Origin of the sequence: Bradyrhizobium sp. HKCCYLRH3099, assembly GCF_051167855.1 — a bacterium.
GTDB lineage: Bacteria > Pseudomonadota > Alphaproteobacteria > Rhizobiales > Xanthobacteraceae > Bradyrhizobium.
Map to the genome: position 1 here is coordinate 13,990 of NZ_JBNPTW010000003.1, position 17,323 is coordinate 31,312.

At 64.7% G+C, this 17,323-nt stretch carries 19 protein-coding genes and 1 tRNA gene; 7 read left to right on the forward strand and 13 right to left on the reverse strand.

The genetic code is table 11. The features are described from left to right. Positions 1–2 precede the first annotated feature (2 nt). From ACQR1Y_RS08400 to ACQR1Y_RS08445, 10 genes are all read right to left on the reverse strand, one after another. Positions 3–965, reverse strand: a complete 963-nt coding sequence (locus tag ACQR1Y_RS08400) for a sulfotransferase domain-containing protein (RefSeq protein ID WP_434876323.1) — start codon at positions 963–965, stop codon at positions 3–5. 164 nt (positions 966–1,129) lie between these two features. Continuing rightward, positions 1,130–1,663 (reverse strand): GNAT family N-acetyltransferase, encoded by a 534-nt coding sequence (locus ACQR1Y_RS08405; protein ID WP_434876322.1) that lies wholly within the window; start codon positions 1,661–1,663, stop codon positions 1,130–1,132. A 137-nt stretch (positions 1,664–1,800) separates the two neighbouring features. Then, on the reverse strand, positions 1,801–2,061 hold the full coding sequence (locus tag ACQR1Y_RS08410; RefSeq protein WP_434858018.1) for a DUF1150 family protein: 261 nt from the start codon (positions 2,059–2,061) through the stop codon (positions 1,801–1,803). A gap of 58 nt (positions 2,062–2,119) precedes the next feature. After that, on the reverse strand, positions 2,120–2,545 hold the full coding sequence (locus tag ACQR1Y_RS08415; protein WP_006613108.1) for an Hsp20 family protein: 426 nt from the start codon (positions 2,543–2,545) through the stop codon (positions 2,120–2,122). Between the two features lie 134 nt (positions 2,546–2,679). After that, complete coding sequence (locus tag ACQR1Y_RS08420) at positions 2,680–3,759, reverse strand: sn-glycerol-3-phosphate import ATP-binding protein UgpC (RefSeq protein WP_434876321.1); 1,080 nt, start codon at positions 3,757–3,759, stop codon at positions 2,680–2,682. A gap of 113 nt (positions 3,760–3,872) precedes the next feature. Next, positions 3,873–4,721 carry a sn-glycerol-3-phosphate ABC transporter permease UgpE gene (ugpE, locus tag ACQR1Y_RS08425; RefSeq protein ID WP_434876320.1) on the reverse strand — a complete coding sequence of 283 codons (849 nt, stop codon included), beginning with the start codon at positions 4,719–4,721 and terminating at the stop codon, positions 3,873–3,875. Next, positions 4,721–5,602, reverse strand: a complete 882-nt coding sequence (gene ugpA / locus ACQR1Y_RS08430) for a sn-glycerol-3-phosphate ABC transporter permease UgpA (protein ID WP_434858021.1) — start codon at positions 5,600–5,602, stop codon at positions 4,721–4,723. Before ugpA ends, ugpE begins: the two co-directional genes overlap by 1 nt. A gap of 85 nt (positions 5,603–5,687) precedes the next feature. Then, the gene (gene ugpB / locus ACQR1Y_RS08435) at positions 5,688–7,004 is read right to left on the reverse strand and encodes a sn-glycerol-3-phosphate ABC transporter substrate-binding protein UgpB (RefSeq protein WP_434858022.1); all 1,317 of its coding nucleotides are present in this window, start codon (positions 7,002–7,004) and stop codon (positions 5,688–5,690) included. A 191-nt stretch (positions 7,005–7,195) separates the two neighbouring features. Next, positions 7,196–8,398, reverse strand: coding sequence for a CaiB/BaiF CoA transferase family protein (locus tag ACQR1Y_RS08440; RefSeq protein ID WP_434876319.1), 1,203 nt, complete (start codon positions 8,396–8,398; stop codon positions 7,196–7,198). Positions 8,399–8,540: 142 nt separating this feature from the next. After that, positions 8,541–8,966 carry an organic hydroperoxide resistance protein gene (locus tag ACQR1Y_RS08445; protein ID WP_434858024.1) on the reverse strand — a complete coding sequence of 142 codons (426 nt, stop codon included), beginning with the start codon at positions 8,964–8,966 and terminating at the stop codon, positions 8,541–8,543. A gap of 174 nt (positions 8,967–9,140) precedes the next feature. On the opposite strand from ACQR1Y_RS08445, the gene ACQR1Y_RS08450 reads away from it, so the two are divergent. Continuing rightward, positions 9,141–9,599 carry a MarR family winged helix-turn-helix transcriptional regulator gene (locus ACQR1Y_RS08450; protein WP_434876318.1) on the forward strand — a complete coding sequence of 153 codons (459 nt, stop codon included), beginning with the start codon at positions 9,141–9,143 and terminating at the stop codon, positions 9,597–9,599. Positions 9,600–9,603: 4 nt separating this feature from the next. Here ACQR1Y_RS08450 and ACQR1Y_RS08455 read toward each other — a convergent pair whose 3' ends face one another. The 3 genes from ACQR1Y_RS08455 to ACQR1Y_RS08465 form a co-directional block, all read right to left on the reverse strand. After that, the gene (locus tag ACQR1Y_RS08455) at positions 9,604–9,855 is read right to left on the reverse strand and encodes a GIY-YIG nuclease family protein (RefSeq protein ID WP_434858026.1); all 252 of its coding nucleotides are present in this window, start codon (positions 9,853–9,855) and stop codon (positions 9,604–9,606) included. 220 nt (positions 9,856–10,075) lie between these two features. Continuing rightward, positions 10,076–10,151 (reverse strand) — tRNA-Ala (locus ACQR1Y_RS08460). Between the two features lie 81 nt (positions 10,152–10,232). Continuing rightward, on the reverse strand, positions 10,233–10,640 hold the full coding sequence (locus ACQR1Y_RS08465) for a TIGR02300 family protein (RefSeq protein ID WP_434858027.1): 408 nt from the start codon (positions 10,638–10,640) through the stop codon (positions 10,233–10,235). A gap of 149 nt (positions 10,641–10,789) precedes the next feature. Between ACQR1Y_RS08465 and aroA the strand changes: the two genes are divergently transcribed. The 6 genes from aroA (at position 10,790) to sppA (ending at position 17,282) form a co-directional block, all read left to right on the forward strand. Then, a complete protein-coding gene (aroA, locus tag ACQR1Y_RS08470) occupies positions 10,790–12,127 on the forward strand; it encodes a 3-phosphoshikimate 1-carboxyvinyltransferase (protein ID WP_434876317.1) in 1,338 nt (445 codons plus the stop codon). Between the two features lie 9 nt (positions 12,128–12,136). Then, positions 12,137–12,742, forward strand: a complete 606-nt coding sequence (locus ACQR1Y_RS08475) for a hypothetical protein (protein WP_434858029.1) — start codon at positions 12,137–12,139, stop codon at positions 12,740–12,742. Further along, complete coding sequence (locus ACQR1Y_RS08480; protein WP_434858030.1) at positions 12,720–13,130, forward strand: hypothetical protein; 411 nt, start codon at positions 12,720–12,722, stop codon at positions 13,128–13,130. Before ACQR1Y_RS08475 ends, ACQR1Y_RS08480 begins: the two co-directional genes overlap by 23 nt. Then, the gene (gene cmk / locus ACQR1Y_RS08485; RefSeq protein WP_434876316.1) at positions 13,127–13,765 is read left to right on the forward strand and encodes a (d)CMP kinase; all 639 of its coding nucleotides are present in this window, start codon (positions 13,127–13,129) and stop codon (positions 13,763–13,765) included. The genes ACQR1Y_RS08480 and cmk overlap by 4 nt, the downstream gene beginning before the upstream one ends. Before the next feature lie 250 nt (positions 13,766–14,015). Next, on the forward strand, positions 14,016–15,725 hold the full coding sequence (rpsA, locus tag ACQR1Y_RS08490) for a 30S ribosomal protein S1 (protein WP_434858032.1): 1,710 nt from the start codon (positions 14,016–14,018) through the stop codon (positions 15,723–15,725). Positions 15,726–16,301: 576 nt separating this feature from the next. Next, positions 16,302–17,282 carry a signal peptide peptidase SppA gene (gene sppA / locus ACQR1Y_RS08495; RefSeq protein WP_434876315.1) on the forward strand — a complete coding sequence of 327 codons (981 nt, stop codon included), beginning with the start codon at positions 16,302–16,304 and terminating at the stop codon, positions 17,280–17,282. Positions 17,283–17,323: the final 41 nt, after the last annotated feature.

The window sequence follows — 17,323 nt, forward strand, 5'->3', positions numbered from 1 at the left end:
CGTCATCTCAGGGCGCGCCGCAGCGACCGCGACAGCCGGCCAGCAAGCCTTCGCGCGGTACCGAGGCCGATCGCTCGCACGGGCTTGGGCGGTGGTGTCGGCTCATAGCCGAACTCGACGACAAGCTCCTGGAAGTCCTCGCTGCGGAGCAGGTCGAGATGCTGCGGCATCATGCGCTCGGTGTAGATGCCGACCTTCCGATCGCGCCCTGACGACGTGAGACCACGGCCGAGCACATCGAGCTCCGCGGCCGTCTTGCGTGGAAGACCCAGATAGTCGCAAATCCGGTGCAGGACCGGAGACGGCGACGTCGCCATCTCGCCGCCCGCGAGCTCCGCATAAAGCTCTTCGAACCTCACGGTCAGGCAGGCGGGCGAGTCCAGCCAGCTGATGAAATTCCTGATACCCGATCCTGGCCACGAGAGGAGGGTCGATGTGATTCGCGAGGCATCATCGGGATAGGCCGCCGCTCCGGCCATGCGTCGGTAGGCGTTCAACTTCCGCATCTTCGGGTAGGCAGCCGAGTGGTAGACGAAGTCCACCCAGCTCACGACGATATCGCGGGGATCGCGGACGATGAACAGCATCTTGTGTTCCGGCCGGCCCAGCAGATATTGCTCGAGATACGGACAGTACTCGGTATGCGAGGCGCAGAAGTAACCGGGCCTGAGGGCCGACGTCCAGAGCGGCGCCGGAAGCGCGCGTCCCTGATCAAGCGAGCCATCCGGATTCAGCTTGCTGATCGATGACGTGTAGGTGTGGTAGCCGACGTCGACATGACCGCCCAGCGCTTTGACGAGTTCGACCAGCAGGTACGTCCCCGCCTTGGGCACGCTGTTGCAGATCACGTAGTATGGGCTCGGCCCTGGCTGAGGACTGTCCAGGAAAACGTGCTGATTGGGTACGGTCCCGCGCGCGAGTTCCCGATAAACGCCCGTGTCGAGCGCTGATCCATCCATCGTCATCCCCCGGCTTGCTCGTCGCGTATGGACTAGCGCCTCCCGCGGGAGGGACAACTTAAGGATTGGACAGCTTCGGTCTAACTCGCTTCAGATGGTGTCGGCTTGTAAATGCGGCTGCTCGGGACATCGATAGAGACAAATTTCTCGAATCCGCTTTGAGGGGCCGCTCAGTCGTTCCCCGACCGGTCCAATGATCTCGCCACTGATCTCACCATGTAGCGGACCGTCTTGGCGCCGCTATGTATGCTGGCTGTCGCCACCGGCTCGAAACCCAGCGCGGCGTGAAACGAATCAGACTGCGGGTTGGGCGGGTCGACATTGACCTCGCAGACGATACGCCGATGCCCCGCGGACCCAGCGTCACGAATCAACTGCGCGTAGAGCATCCGTGCGAGCCCCTGGCCGCGTGCCGTCTGCGCCACCACGATCCGGTCGACATAGACGAATCGGTCGTAGCGCGCCCGGAACCAGCGATAGTTGGGGCTGTCGTAGTCGGCAGTCTCGTCCAGCGCGATCAGCAGCGCATCCGCCGTCCCGATTCGCTGCGCACGCCAGGCCTGATCGATCAGCCGGGCGAACGCCTGCGGGGTCAGCCATGAGAGCTCGGCAGCATGGGTGTTGTTGAGCGCGAGCAGCGTGGCCGCGAGCGCAGGCTGTGCCGCCAATTCGGCTGACGTGAGCGGCGTCATCACTGGGGTCATCGAGGGATGTCCAGCAGAGGCTCTCCATGGTCGGAAAAAAGGCCGCCCTCTTCGCAGAGGGCAGCCCTTGAATCAGTGCATGAGCTGCATGGGTCTCACAAGACGCCGTCGTTGCGACCGCGCGCGGCCGGCTTTTCCTAGTGCACGCTCACGGCCTGGAGCTCGTGGCTCCATGCATTCGCAATCGCGGCTTCGCGGCTGTCGGTGAGCATGATCGGCGTGCCGTCGGCGGCATGCAAGGCGAACAGCTTCAGGCCCGGCGCGATGCGCGGTGCTTGCGGAAACAGGCCCGGCACGTCTTCGGAGCGGATCTGCTTCACATAGGCGATGTGACCCTCGCCCAAGGTCGCCAGCGACTCCGGGGAGACGCTCGATTCAGACGCAACATTACCAGTCATGGTCTCGACTCCTTCTGAGACTCAAGCGGTCGAGTCCGCTACTCGTTCCATCAAACCATTATTCGTGTTCATTGATAGCGATTGTCTTAACGATACGCTCAGGCTCGGGCCTGGCGAGATCGACCGACAACAGCCCGTTCTTCAGGTCCGCACCAAGCACATGCATTCCCTCCGCCAGCACGAAGGTGCGCTGGAAGTGGCGCGCGGCGATGCCGCGATGAATGTATTGCCGGGTCTTGTCGTCCTGCTGACGGCCGCGGATGACGAGCTGGTTTTCCTCAATGGTGACATCGAGTTGGTCGCGGGTGAAACCCGCCACCGCCAGCGTGATCCGAAGGCGCTCGGGCTGGCCATTGGTGCGTTCGAACCGCTCGATATTGTACGGCGGATACCCGTCGGCACCTTTGACGACGCGGTCGAGCACGCGCTCGATCTCGTCGAAGCCCAGCAGAAACGGACTGGAGAGCGAAGGAACACGAGACATGGTTTACAAAGTCCTCTCGAAGCGACTTTGACGTTTCGGGACCCTGATGGCATCCCTTGAGCAGCAATATGGGCACGATCCCGGGCGCGTTCAAGCGCCGGGATGTCAGGGAATCGGCCTGTCTGTGGAAGGGCTTAAACCGGCAGCCTCTGCCGCCCATCGGCCGAGAACAGATGCAGCTTGGCCCTAGGCGCCACGGCGCGGATCCTGGCGCCGATCTCCGGCGCCGTGACGCCGGGCAGCCGCACGATGACGTCGTTGGCGGTCGCGGTCAGCCGGTCATCGCCGTCCGTGTCCTGCCGCGACCCGTAGACATAGGTCTCGGCGCCGACATGCTCGATCGCGTCGACGCGCAGGTCGAGCCCGACACCACCGGCGGGCACGGTCTCGCCGAGCTCGAAATCCTCGGGACGGATGCCGAGCTGGCCGGCCTCGGCCGGGACGGCGTCGGCGCCGTGCAACTGGCGGCGAAGGCCATCCAGCGGCATCAGGTTCATCGGCGGCGCGCCGATGAAGGAAGCGACGAAGGTCGTCGCGGGCCTCTGATAGATGTCGAGCGGATTTCCGATCTGCTCGACCTTGCCGCCGTTCATCACCACCAGGATGTCGGCGAGCGTCATCGCCTCGAGCTGGTCGTGGGTGACATAAATGGCCGTGGTGTTGAGCCGGCGCTGCAGCTTGCGGATCTCGACCCGCATCGCGATGCGCAGCTTGGCGTCGAGATTCGACAGCGGCTCGTCGAACAGGAACACTTTCGGCTGGCGTACGATCGCGCGGCCCATCGCGACGCGCTGGCGCTGGCCGCCGGAGAGCTGGCGCGGCTTCCGCTGCAGCATGGTGCCGAGTTCGAGAATTCGTGCGGCGTCCTCGACCCGCGTCTTGATCTCGGTCTCCGGCATGCGGCGATTGCGCAAGCCATAGGCCATGTTGTTGTAGACGGTCATGTGCGGGTAGAGCGCGTAGTTCTGGAACACCATCGCGATGTCGCGCTCGGCCGGCTCGATCGCGTTGACGACGCGGCCGCCGATGTCGATCTCGCCGGAAGAAATCGTCTCCAGGCCGGCGACCATGCGCAACAGCGTCGACTTGCCGCAGCCGGAGGGACCGACGAGCACGCAGAATTGGCCGTCGCCGACCTCGATGTCGACGCCTTTGATGGCCTCGAATCCGCCGGGATAGATCTTGCGGATGTTGCGGAGCGTGACGTTGGCCATGGGTTACCTGGAAGCGAATGGCGAATAGGGGGTAGCGAATAGGGAAGGGGCTGAAGCGAACCGTCGGGCGAATATCCCTATTCGCCACTCGCACTTCGCCATTCGCCTCCTCTTCACTTTTCCGTCTCCACGAGGCCCTTCACGAACAGGCGCTGCATGAAGACGACGACGGCGACCGGCGGCAGCATGGCCAGCACGGCGGTCGCCATCGCGAGCTGCCATTCGGCGAGCTCGTCGGTGGTGGTCAGCATCTTCTTGATGCCGATCACGATGGTCTGCATCGAATCCTTGGTGGTGATCAGCAGCGGCCAGAGATACTGGTTCCAGCCATAGATGAACTGGATCACGAACAGCGCCGCCACCGTCGTCATCGACAGCGGCAGCAGCGTGTCCCAGAAGAATCGCAGAGGACCCGCGCCGTCGATGCGCGAGGCTTCGAGCAGCTCGTCGGGGACGGTCATGAAAAACTGGCGGAACAGCAGGGTGCCTGTGGCCGAGGCGATCAGCGGCAGGATCAGGCCCGCATAGGTGTCGAGCATGCGCAGGTCGGCGACGACCTTGTAGGTCGGATAGATGCGCACCTCGACCGGCAGCATCAGGGTGATGAAGATGATCCAGAACGCGGTCTTGCGGAACGGAAAACGGAAATAGACGATCGCGAACGCCGACAGGATCGAGATGATGATCTTGCCGACGGCGATGCCGATCGCGGTGACGAAGGAGTTCGCGAGCAGCACGCCGACGGGCTGGTTCATGAAGCGCGAGCCGCCGACGAACACGGCGCGATAGTAGTTCTCCAGCATGCGGCCGCCCGGCGTGAGCGGCAGGTTGCCGCTGACGACGGTCGCAGCGTCATAGGTCGAGGCGATGAAGGCGACGTAGACCGGGAAGGCGAAGATCAGTACGCCCAGCGAGAGCACGATGTAGGCGACGAGGTCCCGGAGCGGGCGATGCTCGACCATCAGTACTGCACCTTGCGCTCGACGTAGCGGAACTGGATCGCGGTCAGCGCGATCACGATCACCATCAGCACGACCGATTGCGCGGCGGAGCCGCCGAGATCGCCGCCGAGCCGGCCGTCGGCGAACACCTTGTAGACCATCGTGGTGGTCGAGCCGGCCGGGCCGCCGGCGGTGACCGCGTCGATAATGCCGAAGGTCTCGAAGAATACGTAGACGATGTTGACGACGAGCAGGAAGAAGGTGGTCGGCGACAGCAGCGGGAAGATGATGGTCCAGAACCGGCGCAGCGGACCCGCACCGTCGATCGCGCCGGCCTCGATCACGCTCTTGGGGATCGCCTGCAGGCCCGCGAGGAAGAACAGGAAGTTGTAGGCGACCTGCTTCCAGACCGCGGCCATCACGACGAGGATCATGGCGTGGGTGCCGTCGAGCATCGGGTTCCAATTGAAGCCCATCACGCGCAGCGGTCGCGCCAGGGTGCCGAGCGTCGGGTGGAAGATGAAGAACCACAGCACGCCGGCGATCGCCGGCGCGACCGCGTAGGGCCAGATCATCAGCGTCTTGTAGGCGGAGGCGCCCTTGAGGTTCTTGTCGGCCTGCGTCGCGAACAGCAGCGCGACGCCGAGCGACAGCACGGTGACCAGCGAGGAGAACACCACGGTCGTGCCGATGGCGGTGTAATATTCCGGCTGGGCGAACAGCGCCTGGTAGTTCTCGAACCCGACGAATTCGGAATTGAGGCCGAAGGCGTCCTCGCGCAGGAACGACTGCCAGATTGCCTGGCTGGCCGGCCAGTAGAAGAAGATCAGCGTGATCGCGAGCTGCGGCGCCAGCAGCAGGTAGGGCAGGAGCTTGCCGTTGAAGACGACCGACTTTTCCATGGAGCGCGCCGCGTGAGGGATAGAAGTGAGGCTTCCCCTCCGGTGGGAGAGGAAGCCTCTGGGACGGCCTGACTTTGCCGTTTCCTTACTTGGCCGTTTTCTCGAAGGTGCGCAACATCGCATTGCCGCGGGCAACGGCGGAATCGAGCGCCTCCTTGGCGGTCTTCTTGCCGGCGAGCGCGGCCTCGATCTCCTCGGCCCAGACGTCACGCATCTGCACCATATTGCCGAAGCGCAGGCCACGCGAATTCTCGGTCGGCGGCTTGTTGGTGAGCTCCTTCAGCGGCGTCTGCGGCACCGGGTTCTTGTCGTAGAAGCCGTCCGCCTTGGTCTTCTCATAGGCCGCGGTGGTGATCGGCAGATAGCCGGACTCCTGATGCAGCCTGGCCTGGCGGTTGGTGTCCGACAGGAAGGTGAAGAACTTGGCGACGCCCTTGTACTCGTTCGCCGTCTTGCCGCCCATCACCCACAGCGAGGCGCCGCCGATGATCGAGTTCTGCGGCGCGCCCTGCACGTCCGGATAATACGGCATCGGCGCCGAGGTGAAGTCGAACTTCGCGGTGCTCTTGGCGGTGGCGTAGTAGCCCGACGAGGTCATGAAGATCGCGCATTCGCCGGAGCCGAAGCGGCTCTCGGAGGCCGAGCCGCGGCCGGAATAGTCGTAGGTCTTGTCCTTTTGCAGCTCGACGAGGTTCTGCAAATGCTTGATGTGCAGCGGGGTGTTGAACTCCAGCACCGTGTCGAAGCCGTCGAGACCGTTGGCCTTGGTGCCGATCGGCACGTTGTGCCAGGCCGAGAACTGCTCGATGTGCGCCCACGACGCCCAGGCATTGGAGAAGCCGCAGGTGTCGTGACCGGCCGCCTTCAGCTTCTTGGCGGCCTCGAACACCTCCGGCCACGTCTTCGGAATCTCGGCGACGCCGGCCTTCTTCAGCTCGTCCTTGTTGATCCACATCACCATGGACGACGAGTTGAACGGGAAAGACAGCATGTCGCCCTTCGACGTCGAGTAGTAGCCGGTGATCGCCGGCAGATAGGCCTTCGGATCGAACGGCTCGCCTGCCTCCTTCATCAGCTCATAGACCGGCTTGATCGCGCCCTTGGCGCTCATCATCGTCGCGGTGCCGACCTCGAACACCTGCATGATATGAGGCGCGTTGCCGGCGCGGAACGCGGCGATGCCGGCGTTCATCGTGTCGGGATAGGCGCCCTTGAAGGTTGGCACGACCTTGTAGTCGCTCTGCGAGGCGTTGAACTCTTCGGCGAGCTTGTTGACGATGTCGTTGTTGCCGCCGGTCATGGCGTGCCACCACTGGATTTCAGTCACCGCGAGTGCGGGCGAAGCAGCAAAACCAAAGGTGGCTGCAACGGCAGTCGCGGCAGCGATTTGTCGAAATGACATCAAAAAGATCCTCCCATGAACGTCATCGGTCGTGGCGGCCGTTAACAGCGCCAGATGACAGTTATGTGAATGTATAGACGTATGACCTGACGCGGGAAAGCCACGCGCAGTGCGTCCGCGAAAAGCGGTAAATCGCATCTCTCCGTCACCGCGTCGTGGTGCGACGCGGCGACGCAGCGCGTGCGATGCGATCAGCGTTTGCGTTCCGTGCAGACGGTTCCAGCTTTCCGCAACGCTTCGATCTCGCTCGGCGTGTAGCCGAACTCGCTCAGCACCTCCTCGGCGTGCTGGCTGTATTTCGGCGGTGTCGAGCGCAGGCTCGGCTTGGTGCGTTCGAGCCGGATCGGCGACGCCACGCCCTTGTACCAATCCTTCTCGATGACATCGCCGCGATACAGCGTGTGCGGATTGGTCAGCGCCTGATCGATCTTCTGCACCGGGCCGGCGGGCAGGCCGGCGGCGAGCAGGCGGTCGCACAGCGGCTCGGCCTCGAACTGCCGGAACACGGCGGCGAGCTCGGCGCGCAGCGCCTCGCGATTGGCGACGCGGTCGCGGTTGCGGGCGAAGCGCGAATCGGTGCCGAGCTCGGGGCGGCCGATCTCCTTGGCGAGCTTGCGGAAGGTGCCGTCATTGCCGACGCCGATGAAGATGTCGTCGGTCTTGGTCGGGAAGATCGCGTAGGGCACGAGGTTCGGATGCTCGTTGCCGGTCAGCGACGGCGGCTTGCCATGCATGAAGTAGTTGGCGGTGTGCGGATGCATGATCGCGAGGCCGGTCTCATACAGCGTGACCTCGAGGAACTGGCCCTCGCCGGAGCGCTGCCGTTCCGACAGCGCCATCAGGATGCCGATCGCGGCGTAGAGGCCCGTGGTGATGTCGACCAAGGGCACGCCGATCCGCATCGGGCCGCTCTCGGGCGAGCCGGTCGCCGCGATCATGCCGGTCATCGCCTGGATGATCGCGTCATAGCCGGGATTACCGCCGCGCGGGCCGTCAGCGCCGAAGCCGCAGATCCGGCAGTGCACGAGCTTGGGGAATTTCTCGCGCAGCACGTCGCTGCCGATGCCCCACTTCTCGAGGGTGCCCGGCTTGAAGTTCTCGATCAGCACGTCGGCATTCTCGAGCATCTTCAGCAGCACGACGCGGCCGCCCTCGGAGGCGAGGTCGAGGCCGATCGAGCGCTTGTTGCGGTTGATGCCGACGAAGTAGGCCGCGTCCTCGTCGTGGAACGGAGGGCCCCAGTCGCGGACCTCGTCGCCGGCGGGCGGCTCGACCTTGATCACGTCGGCGCCGTGGTCGGCCAGGATCTGCGTGCAATAGGGGCCGCCGAGCACGCGCGTGAGGTCGATCACGCGCAGGCCGGCCATGGCGCCGGGAGCAAATGGGAGTGTCATGGACATCGCGAGGTTGGTTGCAACTCGCGGCCATTAAGCATTGCTGCGCCACTGGCGCAAACGGGCTTACGCGAATGCAGCCCTCGCGAAAAGGCGAGGGCTGCATGGTGCGTGGCGATCTGCCGCGCAGCAGAATTCAGGCTCAGACGACGGTCAGCTTGACGTCGACATTGCCGCGGGTGGCGTTGGAGTAGGGGCACACCTCGTGCGCCTTGGCGACGAGCGCCTCGGCGTCGGCCTTGGCGAGGCCGGGCAGCGAGACCGCGAGCTCGGCAGTGATGCCGAAACCGCCTTCCGAGCGCGGACCGATGCCGACCGTGGAGGTCACCGACGCATCGGCCGGAACCTTCGGGCCGCCCTGCGAGGCCACGAACTTCATCGCGCCGATGAAGCAGGCGGCGTAGCCGGCCGCGAACAGCTGCTCCGGATTGTTGCCGGCGCCGCCGCCGCCGCCGAGCTCCTTCGGGGTGGCGAGCTTGACGCTCAGCGAGCCGTCGAGGGTGGCCGCCTCGCCGTCGCGACCGCCGGTGGCCTTGGCGCTGGTCTTGTAGAGCACGTTCACGGACATGGGGTGTCTCCCGATTGGGGTGGAGTGGAATTCAGTGAGGCGTATATTGCACACAAATCGATTGTGCACAATATAATTGTTCGGTAGAAAATTCGTGATCTGTGTTTTCCGGTCGTTGCCGCAGCCCTCGCGCAGCGCCCAAGATGTGCCCGACGATCCATCCCTGGTGTGACCATGCCCAAGAAGACGACAGCCGACGTGCCCCTCCAGCTCGGCAGCCAGCTCTGCTTCGCGGTCTATTCGACGGCCCACGCGTTCAACCGCGTCTACAAGCCGCTGCTCGACCGCCTTGGCCTGACCTATCCGCAATATCTGGTGATGCTGGTGCTGTGGGAGGGCGATGGTCTTACCGTGAAGGAGATCGGCGCGCGGCTGTTCCTGGACTCGGGCACGCTGACCCCGCTGCTCAAGCGCATGGAGGCGCTGCATCTGCTGACACGGACGCGATCGGCCGAGGACGAGCGCCAGGTGCTGGTGGCGTTGACAGGGCAGGGGGCGGCGTTGCGGGAGAAGGCCAAGGCCATCGTGCCGCCGGCGATCCTGGACGCGACAGGCTGCTCGATTGCCGAGCTGGCGGATTTGCACGGCAAGCTGGTGAAGCTAAGGGAGCGGCTGGAGGCGGCGGTGGAGTGAGGGCTCAAGCCGGCCCGAGCAGGCGCTTCTTCGAGAACGCGCGTCCCGAGTGCGATTTCAGATAAGCCTCGAAGGCTAACGCGCGGTGCTTGTCCGGAAAGGCGCAGTACCAGACCAACGTCCAAGGCAAGAACTTGGAGGTGTGGGCTGAGCGGCCGGCGTTGTGATCCTTGAGACGCTGCCGGATGTCCGCGGTCGCGCCGATGTATTCCTGATCGGGAAAGCTGACGCTACGGATGATGTAGACGTACCACATGACGATGGGCTCGCCGCGAGGGATCGCAGGCGCGCATTTTGTGGCCGGGAAAAGAACTTGTCAGCTTGGCTTTCACGCCGTCGCGTCAGCCGAACTCAAACGAGAAGGAAGGACTTCGTTGCTGAGCAGCCCGGCTTCGCCAAGGGGCTTCGCCGGGCCCCACGCCTCGCCCTCAGGGCTCCGTCGTGGCTGCGCCACGCGTAGCCCGGAGGGCGAAGCGTGGTGGAGCCAGGCGGGATCGAACCGCCGACCTCTTGCATGCCATGCAAGCGCTCTCCCAGCTGAGCTATGGCCCCTGAACCGAACCGGCGGTCTGGGTGACCGCCGGGGAGCACCGTGAACCACAGTTCGCGGCTGATCTCAAGTGGCTTCGACGATTATTCTTCGTCGCCGCCGACATCGCCGATGATGTCTGTGACATCTTCGTCGCCTTCTTCCTCGTCGGCGATGAAGGTCGAGTCGTCATCCTCGTCGTCGTCGAGGGTCTCGTCGATCTCGATATCGTCCTCGGACTCGGGCACGACGGCCTTGACCTTGCCGGAGTTCTCCTCGGCGTCGGCCTCCTCGAGCGACACCAACTCTTCGGCCTCGGCCGGCTCGTGCGCCGTGTCCTGCGCCGCCGCGGCACGCGCCGCCTCGCCGCGCATGGCGCGGGTCGGCGCCACCGGAGCGATCGGCACGACCTCGCCGGTGTAGGGCGAAATCACCGGGTTCTTGTTGAGGTCGTAGAACTTTTTGCCCGTGGTCGGGCAAATGCGTTTGGTTCCGAGCTCGGATTTGGCCACGTGCAGGCGTCCTGGCAATGTCTGAAAAGCGGTGTCTCACTTGGCTAGTTGCCGCGCCGCTGTCAATAGCGCTTTCAACCGGATATCACGGCCGTGACGGCCGCCGGGCGCTGTGATACCTGCCGGCCCGAAAACCCGAGGATCCCGCCGTGAGCACGTCAGCCGCCCCCACTCCGCTCGAATCCCGCGCCTCCGGGCCGCTTTCGGGCACGATTCGCGTGCCCGGCGACAAGTCGATCTCGCACCGGGCGCTGATCCTGGGCGCGCTGTCGGTGGGCGAGACCCGGATTTCCGGCCTGCTCGAGGGCGAGGACGTCCTCAACACCGCCAAATCGATGCGCACGCTGGGCGCGAAGGTCGAACGCACCGGTGAATTCGCCTGGACCGTGAACGGCGTCGGCGTCGGTGGCTTTGCCCAGCCCATTGCGACGCTCGATTTCGGCAACTCCGGCACCGGCTGCCGGCTGGTGATGGGCGCCGTCGCCGGCTGTCCGATCTCGGCGGTGTTCGACGGCGACGCCTCGCTGCGCAGCCGGCCGATGCGGCGCATCCTCGATCCGCTGGCCCTGATGGGCGCCAAGGTGACCGCCAGCGCCGAGGGCGGCAAGCTTCCGTTAACCCTTCAGGGCGCCAGCGACCCCATTCCGATCGAGTACCGCACGCCGGTCGCGTCGGCCCAGATCAAATCGGCCGTGCTGCTGGCCGGCCTCGCCGCGCCCGGCGTCACCACCGTGATCGAGCAGGAGGCGAGCCGCGACCATACCGAGCTGATGCTGAAGCATTTCGGCGCCGAGATCGTCACCACGCCGGAAGGATCGCATGGCCGGCGGATCGCGCTGACCGGCCAGCCTGAGCTGCGCGGCGCGCCGGTCATCGTGCCGGCCGACCCATCCTCGGCCGCGTTCCCGCTGGTCGCCGCCCTGATCGTCGACGGCTCGGATCTCGTGCTGTCGGACGTCATGACCAACCCGCTGCGCACCGGCCTGTTCACGACCTTGCGCGAGATGGGGGCCTCGATCGAGGAGGACGACGTCCGCGGCGATGCCGGCGAGCCGATGGCCCGCCTACGGGTCCGCGCTTCCAAGCTGAAGGGCGTCGAGGTGCCGCCGGAGCGCGCGCCGTCGATGATCGACGAGTATCTCGTGCTCGCGGTCGCCGCCGCCTACGCCGAGGGCACGACGATCATGCGCGGCCTGCACGAGCTGCGCGTCAAGGAATCCGACCGGCTGGAAGCGACCGCGGCGATGTTGCGCGTCAACGGCGTCAAGGTCGAGATCACCGGCGACGATCTCATCGTCGAGGGCCGCGGCCACGTCCCTGGCGGTGGCCTCGTCGCCACCCACATGGACCACCGAATCGCGATGTCCGCGCTGGTCATGGGGTTGGCTTCCGACAAGCCGGTCACCGTCGACGACACCGCCTTCATCGCCACCAGCTTCCCCGACTTCATTCCGCTGATGCGCAAGGCAGGCGCGGATTTCGCTTAAGGGAACGTTATGGCCTCCGCCTTCGACCGCGACGCGCTGCTGGCGGCCTTCGACGCGATCGGGCGGGCGGCGGCCCGGGCTGGGGCCAAACTGCAAATCGCGGTTTACGGCGGGTCAGCCTTGATGCTTGCGAGTAACTTTCGCTTCGCAACGGAAGACGTCGACGTCTCGGAGCTGCCGAGCCCGCTTCCTGCGTGGCTGGCGGCCACGCTTCATGACATCGCCCAGCAGAATGGCTGGTCGGACGACTGGTTCAACGACGGTGTTGCTTTCCACCTCAGCCCGCTGGCAGATCAGGCGGCCGACCATCTGGAGTTCGGCACTTTTCCGCGAGACGGTTCGCCGCCAGGACTGGTGGTCTCCGTGCCCTCGGCCGAGTATATGCTGGCGTTGAAGCTCAAGGCGGTCAGGATCCTCGACCCCGCGCGCGGCGAGGCCGAGCGGCTCGACATTCTCAACCTGATGAAGGTCGTTGGAATCACCGACGCGGATGCAGCGATCGCGCTGCTAGCGAGATACTTTCCGGCGAGCGCGGCCTCGGCGGAGAAGCAGCGCTTTCTGCTGAAGCACATGAACCCAGAGGGAGCCGTCGATGCGCCCAAATACCCTCGCTGAAGCGGTCGCCCGGATCGGGCGTGGTGAGTCGCGGGATCTCATGCTCGCCGAGTTCGTCGATACGTTCGATCTCGCTCCCTCGGATGAGGCACGTTATGCGGCCATCGCGGCCGAACCCGTCCTGACCGGCGATATTCGGACCGATGCCCTCGCTGGCGCCATCGCCGAATATCTTGCCAAGCAGCGCCGGCTGGGTCGGGTGCCGCCCTGGACGGGCGGTCCGGCTCGGCGTTTGAAGGACCCCTGGTTCACGACCAGTTCGACGTCCCCGGCGCTACGGGAGTACTTGACCTTTGCCAGCCCGGGAGAGTTCGCCTCCCGCAACATCTTTACCGACGAGCGGCCGCTGCGGCGGGCGCGCGAGACTTCAGGACAACACTCAGCATGATCATCGCGATCGACGGCCCGGCGGCTTCTGGCAAGGGCACCATGGCCAAGCGCCTCGCCGCGCATTACGGCCTCAGGCACCTGGATACGGGCGTGATCTACCGGGCCGTGGCCCATGCGCTGCTGACGGCTGGTCTCGATCTCAAGGACGAGGCGCGGGCGGCTGAGGTGGCCATGACGCTGGATCCCTCGACCTTCGACAACCCGGCGTTCAGGTCGCATGAGGTCGGCTCGGCGGCCTCGGTGGTCTCGGCCTTGCCCAAAGTGCGCGAGGCGCTGCTGGCATTCCAGCGGCAGTTCGCCAGCCAGCCGCCGGGGGCCGTGCTCGACGGCCGCGACATCGGAACCGTGATCTGCCCGGACGCCGAAGTGAAGATCTACGTGGTCGCCGACCCCAAGATCCGGGCGCATCGCCGCACCCTCGAGGCGCGTTCCCGGGGCGAGCCGGCCGATCAGGCGGCCATTCTGGCCGACATCCTGGCGCGCGACGAACGCGACCAGAACCGCCCCGTTGCCCCTTTGAAACAAGCAGCGGATGCTTACTTGCTTGATAACTCCCATTTGGATATAGAGGGCGGCGTCCGGGCCGCCATCGACATCGTCGAGGCCGTTCGAGCGGGCCGTCAGCGGGTTTGATTTCCGCTGATGTCATTGGAGGAACCGCCCGCTCCCGCCCTTGACCGTCGATAGCTCGATTGCAATTCAATCGGGTCCGATCAGCCGGACGAACTTCATACGTATCGCATGTGCAGGCATTGCCGGCCCGCGTCGTTCGCGCTTTTTGCGTGACCCGCGGACGCCTGGGGATTTGTGGACCTCCAGGCACTGTTCATTCGATGCGCCGATCAACCCCAAGCTGGCGAGAATGTCCGCATCTGGAGAACCAATGGCTTCGAGTACGTCTGCTAACTCCTACAATCCCAGCCGCGATGATTTTGCCGCGATGCTGGACGAGTCCTTCACGAAGGGCAATCTTCAGGAAAGCTCCGTCGTCAAGGGCAAGGTCGTCGCGATCGAGAAGGACATGGCCGTCATCGACGTCGGCCTGAAGACCGAAGGCCGCGTGGCGCTGCGTGAATTTTCCGGTCCCGGCCGCGACAGCGAGCTGAAGGTCGGTGACGAGGTCGAAGTGTTCCTCGACCGCATCGAGAACGCGCTGGGCGAAGCCGTGCTGTCGCGCGACAAGGCGCGCCGCGAGGAGAGCTGGGGCAAGCTCGAGAAGGCGTTCCAGAACAACGAAAAGGTCAACGGCGTCATCTTCAACCAGGTCAAGGGCGGCTTCACCGTCGACCTGGATGGCGCAGTCGCCTTCCTGCCGCGCTCGCAGGTCGACATCCGTCCGATCCGCGACGTCGCGCCGCTGATGAACAACTCGCAGCCGTTCCAGATCCTCAAGATGGATCGTCGCCGCGGCAACATCGTCGTGTCGCGCCGGACCGTGCTGGAAGAGACCCGCGCCGAGCAGCGCCAGGAACTGGTGCAGAACCTCGAAGAGGGTCAGGTCATCGACGGCGTCGTCAAGAACATCACCGATTACGGTGCGTTCGTCGACCTCGGCGGCATCGACGGCCTGCTGCACGTCACCGACATCGCGTGGCGCCGCGTCAACCATCCGACCGAGGTGCTCAGCATTGGTCAGACGGTCAAGGTCAAGATCATCAAGATCAACCACGAGACGCACCGCATCTCGCTCGGCATGAAGCAGCTGCTGGACGATCCGTGGCAGGGCATCGAGGCCAAGTACCCGCTGCAGGCCCGCTTCCACGGCCGCGTCACCAACATCACCGACTACGGCGCGTTCGTCGAGCTCGAGCCGGGCATCGAAGGCCTGATCCACGTCTCCGAGATGTCGTGGACCAAGAAGAACATGCACCCCGGCAAGATCGTTTCGACCTCGCAGGAAGTCGAAGTGCAGGTGCTCGAAGTCGATAGCGTCAAGCGCCGCATCTCGCTCGGTCTCAAGCAGACCATGCGCAACCCCTGGGAGGTCTTCGTCGAGAAGCATCCGACGGGTTCGGTGGTCGAGGGCGAGGTCAAGAACAAGACCGAGTTCGGCCTGTTCCTGGGTCTCGAAGGCGACGTCGACGGCATGGTCCATCTGTCCGACCTCGACTGGAAGCTGCCGGGCGAGCAGGTCATCGACAACTACAAGAAGGGCGACATGGTCAAGGCCGTGGTGCTCGACGTCGACGTGGAGAAGGAGCGCATCTCGCTCGGCATCAAGCAGCTCGAAGGCGACCCCTTCGCCGAGCCGGGCGATGTCAAGAAGGGTGCGGTCGTCACGTGCGAAGTGCTCGACGTCAAGGATGGCGGCATCGACGTCAAGATCGTCGGCACCGAGTTCTCGACCTTCATCAAGCGCTCCGAGCTGGCGCGCGATCGCAACGACCAGCGCTCCGAGCGGTTCGCCGTCGGTGAGAAGGTCGATGCCCGCGTGATCCAGTTCGACAAGAAGGCCCGCAAGGTCCAGGTGTCGATCAAGGCGCTGGAAGTCGCGGAAGAGAAGGAAGCCATCGCGCAGTACGGCTCGTCCGATTCGGGCGCGACGCTGGGCGACATTCTCGGCACCGCCCTCAAGAACCGCGACTCGAAGTAAGCCTTCGGTTCGTGTGACGAGATCAAAGCCCCGGCTCGCGCCGGGGCTTTTTTTGTGCGGCAAAGCTGCGGTTCCGACCTCGCCCGCTGTCACCCTCCCCTGGAGGGGGAGGGCAGGCTCATAGGCGCGAAGCGCGTGTGAGCCGGGGTGGGGTGATCTCTCCACTTACACCGGCTTTCGCGGTTCACCCCACCCCGCTCGCACGCTTCGCGCGCGATCGACCCTCCCCCTCCAGAGGAGGGTGAGACCGAGATCGTCGCGCCGAACTTTTTCCCATCGTCAGAGGTCGTCTCATCGTCAGTGACTCATTGTCAGTGAGAAAATCCTGCGCTTCCAAGACGCGTCTCACTCCGGTTGCTCCGACATGCGGCGGCCATGACGACGAGGAGCGAGACGGCGAGACCAGCGTCGCGGCCGCCAAATGTGCCAGCCCCGCAACCCGCTTCGGTCCATTCACCCCCGGCTGCCGCGCGTCCGAGCCTTCCTTTCTTCAAATTGCGCCGCGATTGATGTAATCGGATAACGAGATATTCAGGCTGCGGATGCACAACGCGGCGAGACTTCCAGGAGCTGTCCATGTCGCTAGATTCGGATGTGATCGTCGACCGACGCAGGCTGCGCCGCAAGCTGACGTTCTGGCGTGTCGTGGCGGTGCTGATTGCGATCGGTGCGCTGTCCGCCATCGGGCTCGCATTGTCGCCGCGCGGCCGCACCGCGCTCTCGACCTCCGGCTCGATCGCGCGCGTCAACATCGAGGGCCTGATCCGCAGCGATCAGGAACGCGTCGAGGCGCTGGAGCGGCTGGAAAAGTCGTCGGCTGAGGCCGTCATCGTTCATATCAACTCGCCCGGCGGCACCACGGCTGGTTCCGAGCAGTTGTACGATTCACTGGTGCGGCTGAAGGCGAAGAAGCCGCTGGTCGTCGTTGTGGAAGGGCTCGCAGCGTCCGGCGGCTATATCGGCGCGATCGCGGCCGATCACATCGTCGCGCAGCAGAGCTCGCTGGTCGGTTCGATCGGCGTGCTGTTCCAATATCCCAATGTCAGCGAGCTCTTGAAGACCATCGGCGTCAAGGTGGAGGAGGTGAAATCCTCGCCGCTGAAGGCCGCGCCGAACGGCTATGAGCCGACCAGTCCCGAAGCGCGCGCGGCGCTCGATGATCTCGTCAAGGATTCCTATGCGTGGTTCCGCGGCCTGGTGAAGACCCGTCGCGGCATGGACGACGCTCAGCTGGAGAAGGTTGCCGATGGCCGTGTCTTCACCGGCCGGCAGGCGATCGAGCTGAAGCTGATCGACGAACTCGGCGACGAGAAGACGGCGGTCGCCTGGCTCGTTGCCAACAAGGGCGTCAAGAAGGATCTGCCGGTGCGCGACTACAAGCTGGTGCCGCGCTTCAGCGATCTCACCTTCCTGCGCACGGCCGCGTCGATCACGCTCGACGCCGTCGGGCTGTCCGGGATCGCGCGCCAGATCGAGCACGCCGGCGTCATCCAGGCGGTCGATCGGGTCGGCATGGACGGCATGCTGGCGCTCTGGACGCCTGCAACGGGAAATTGAAACCCGCCAAGACAATCGTGACGTCAATCTTCTCGCACAGC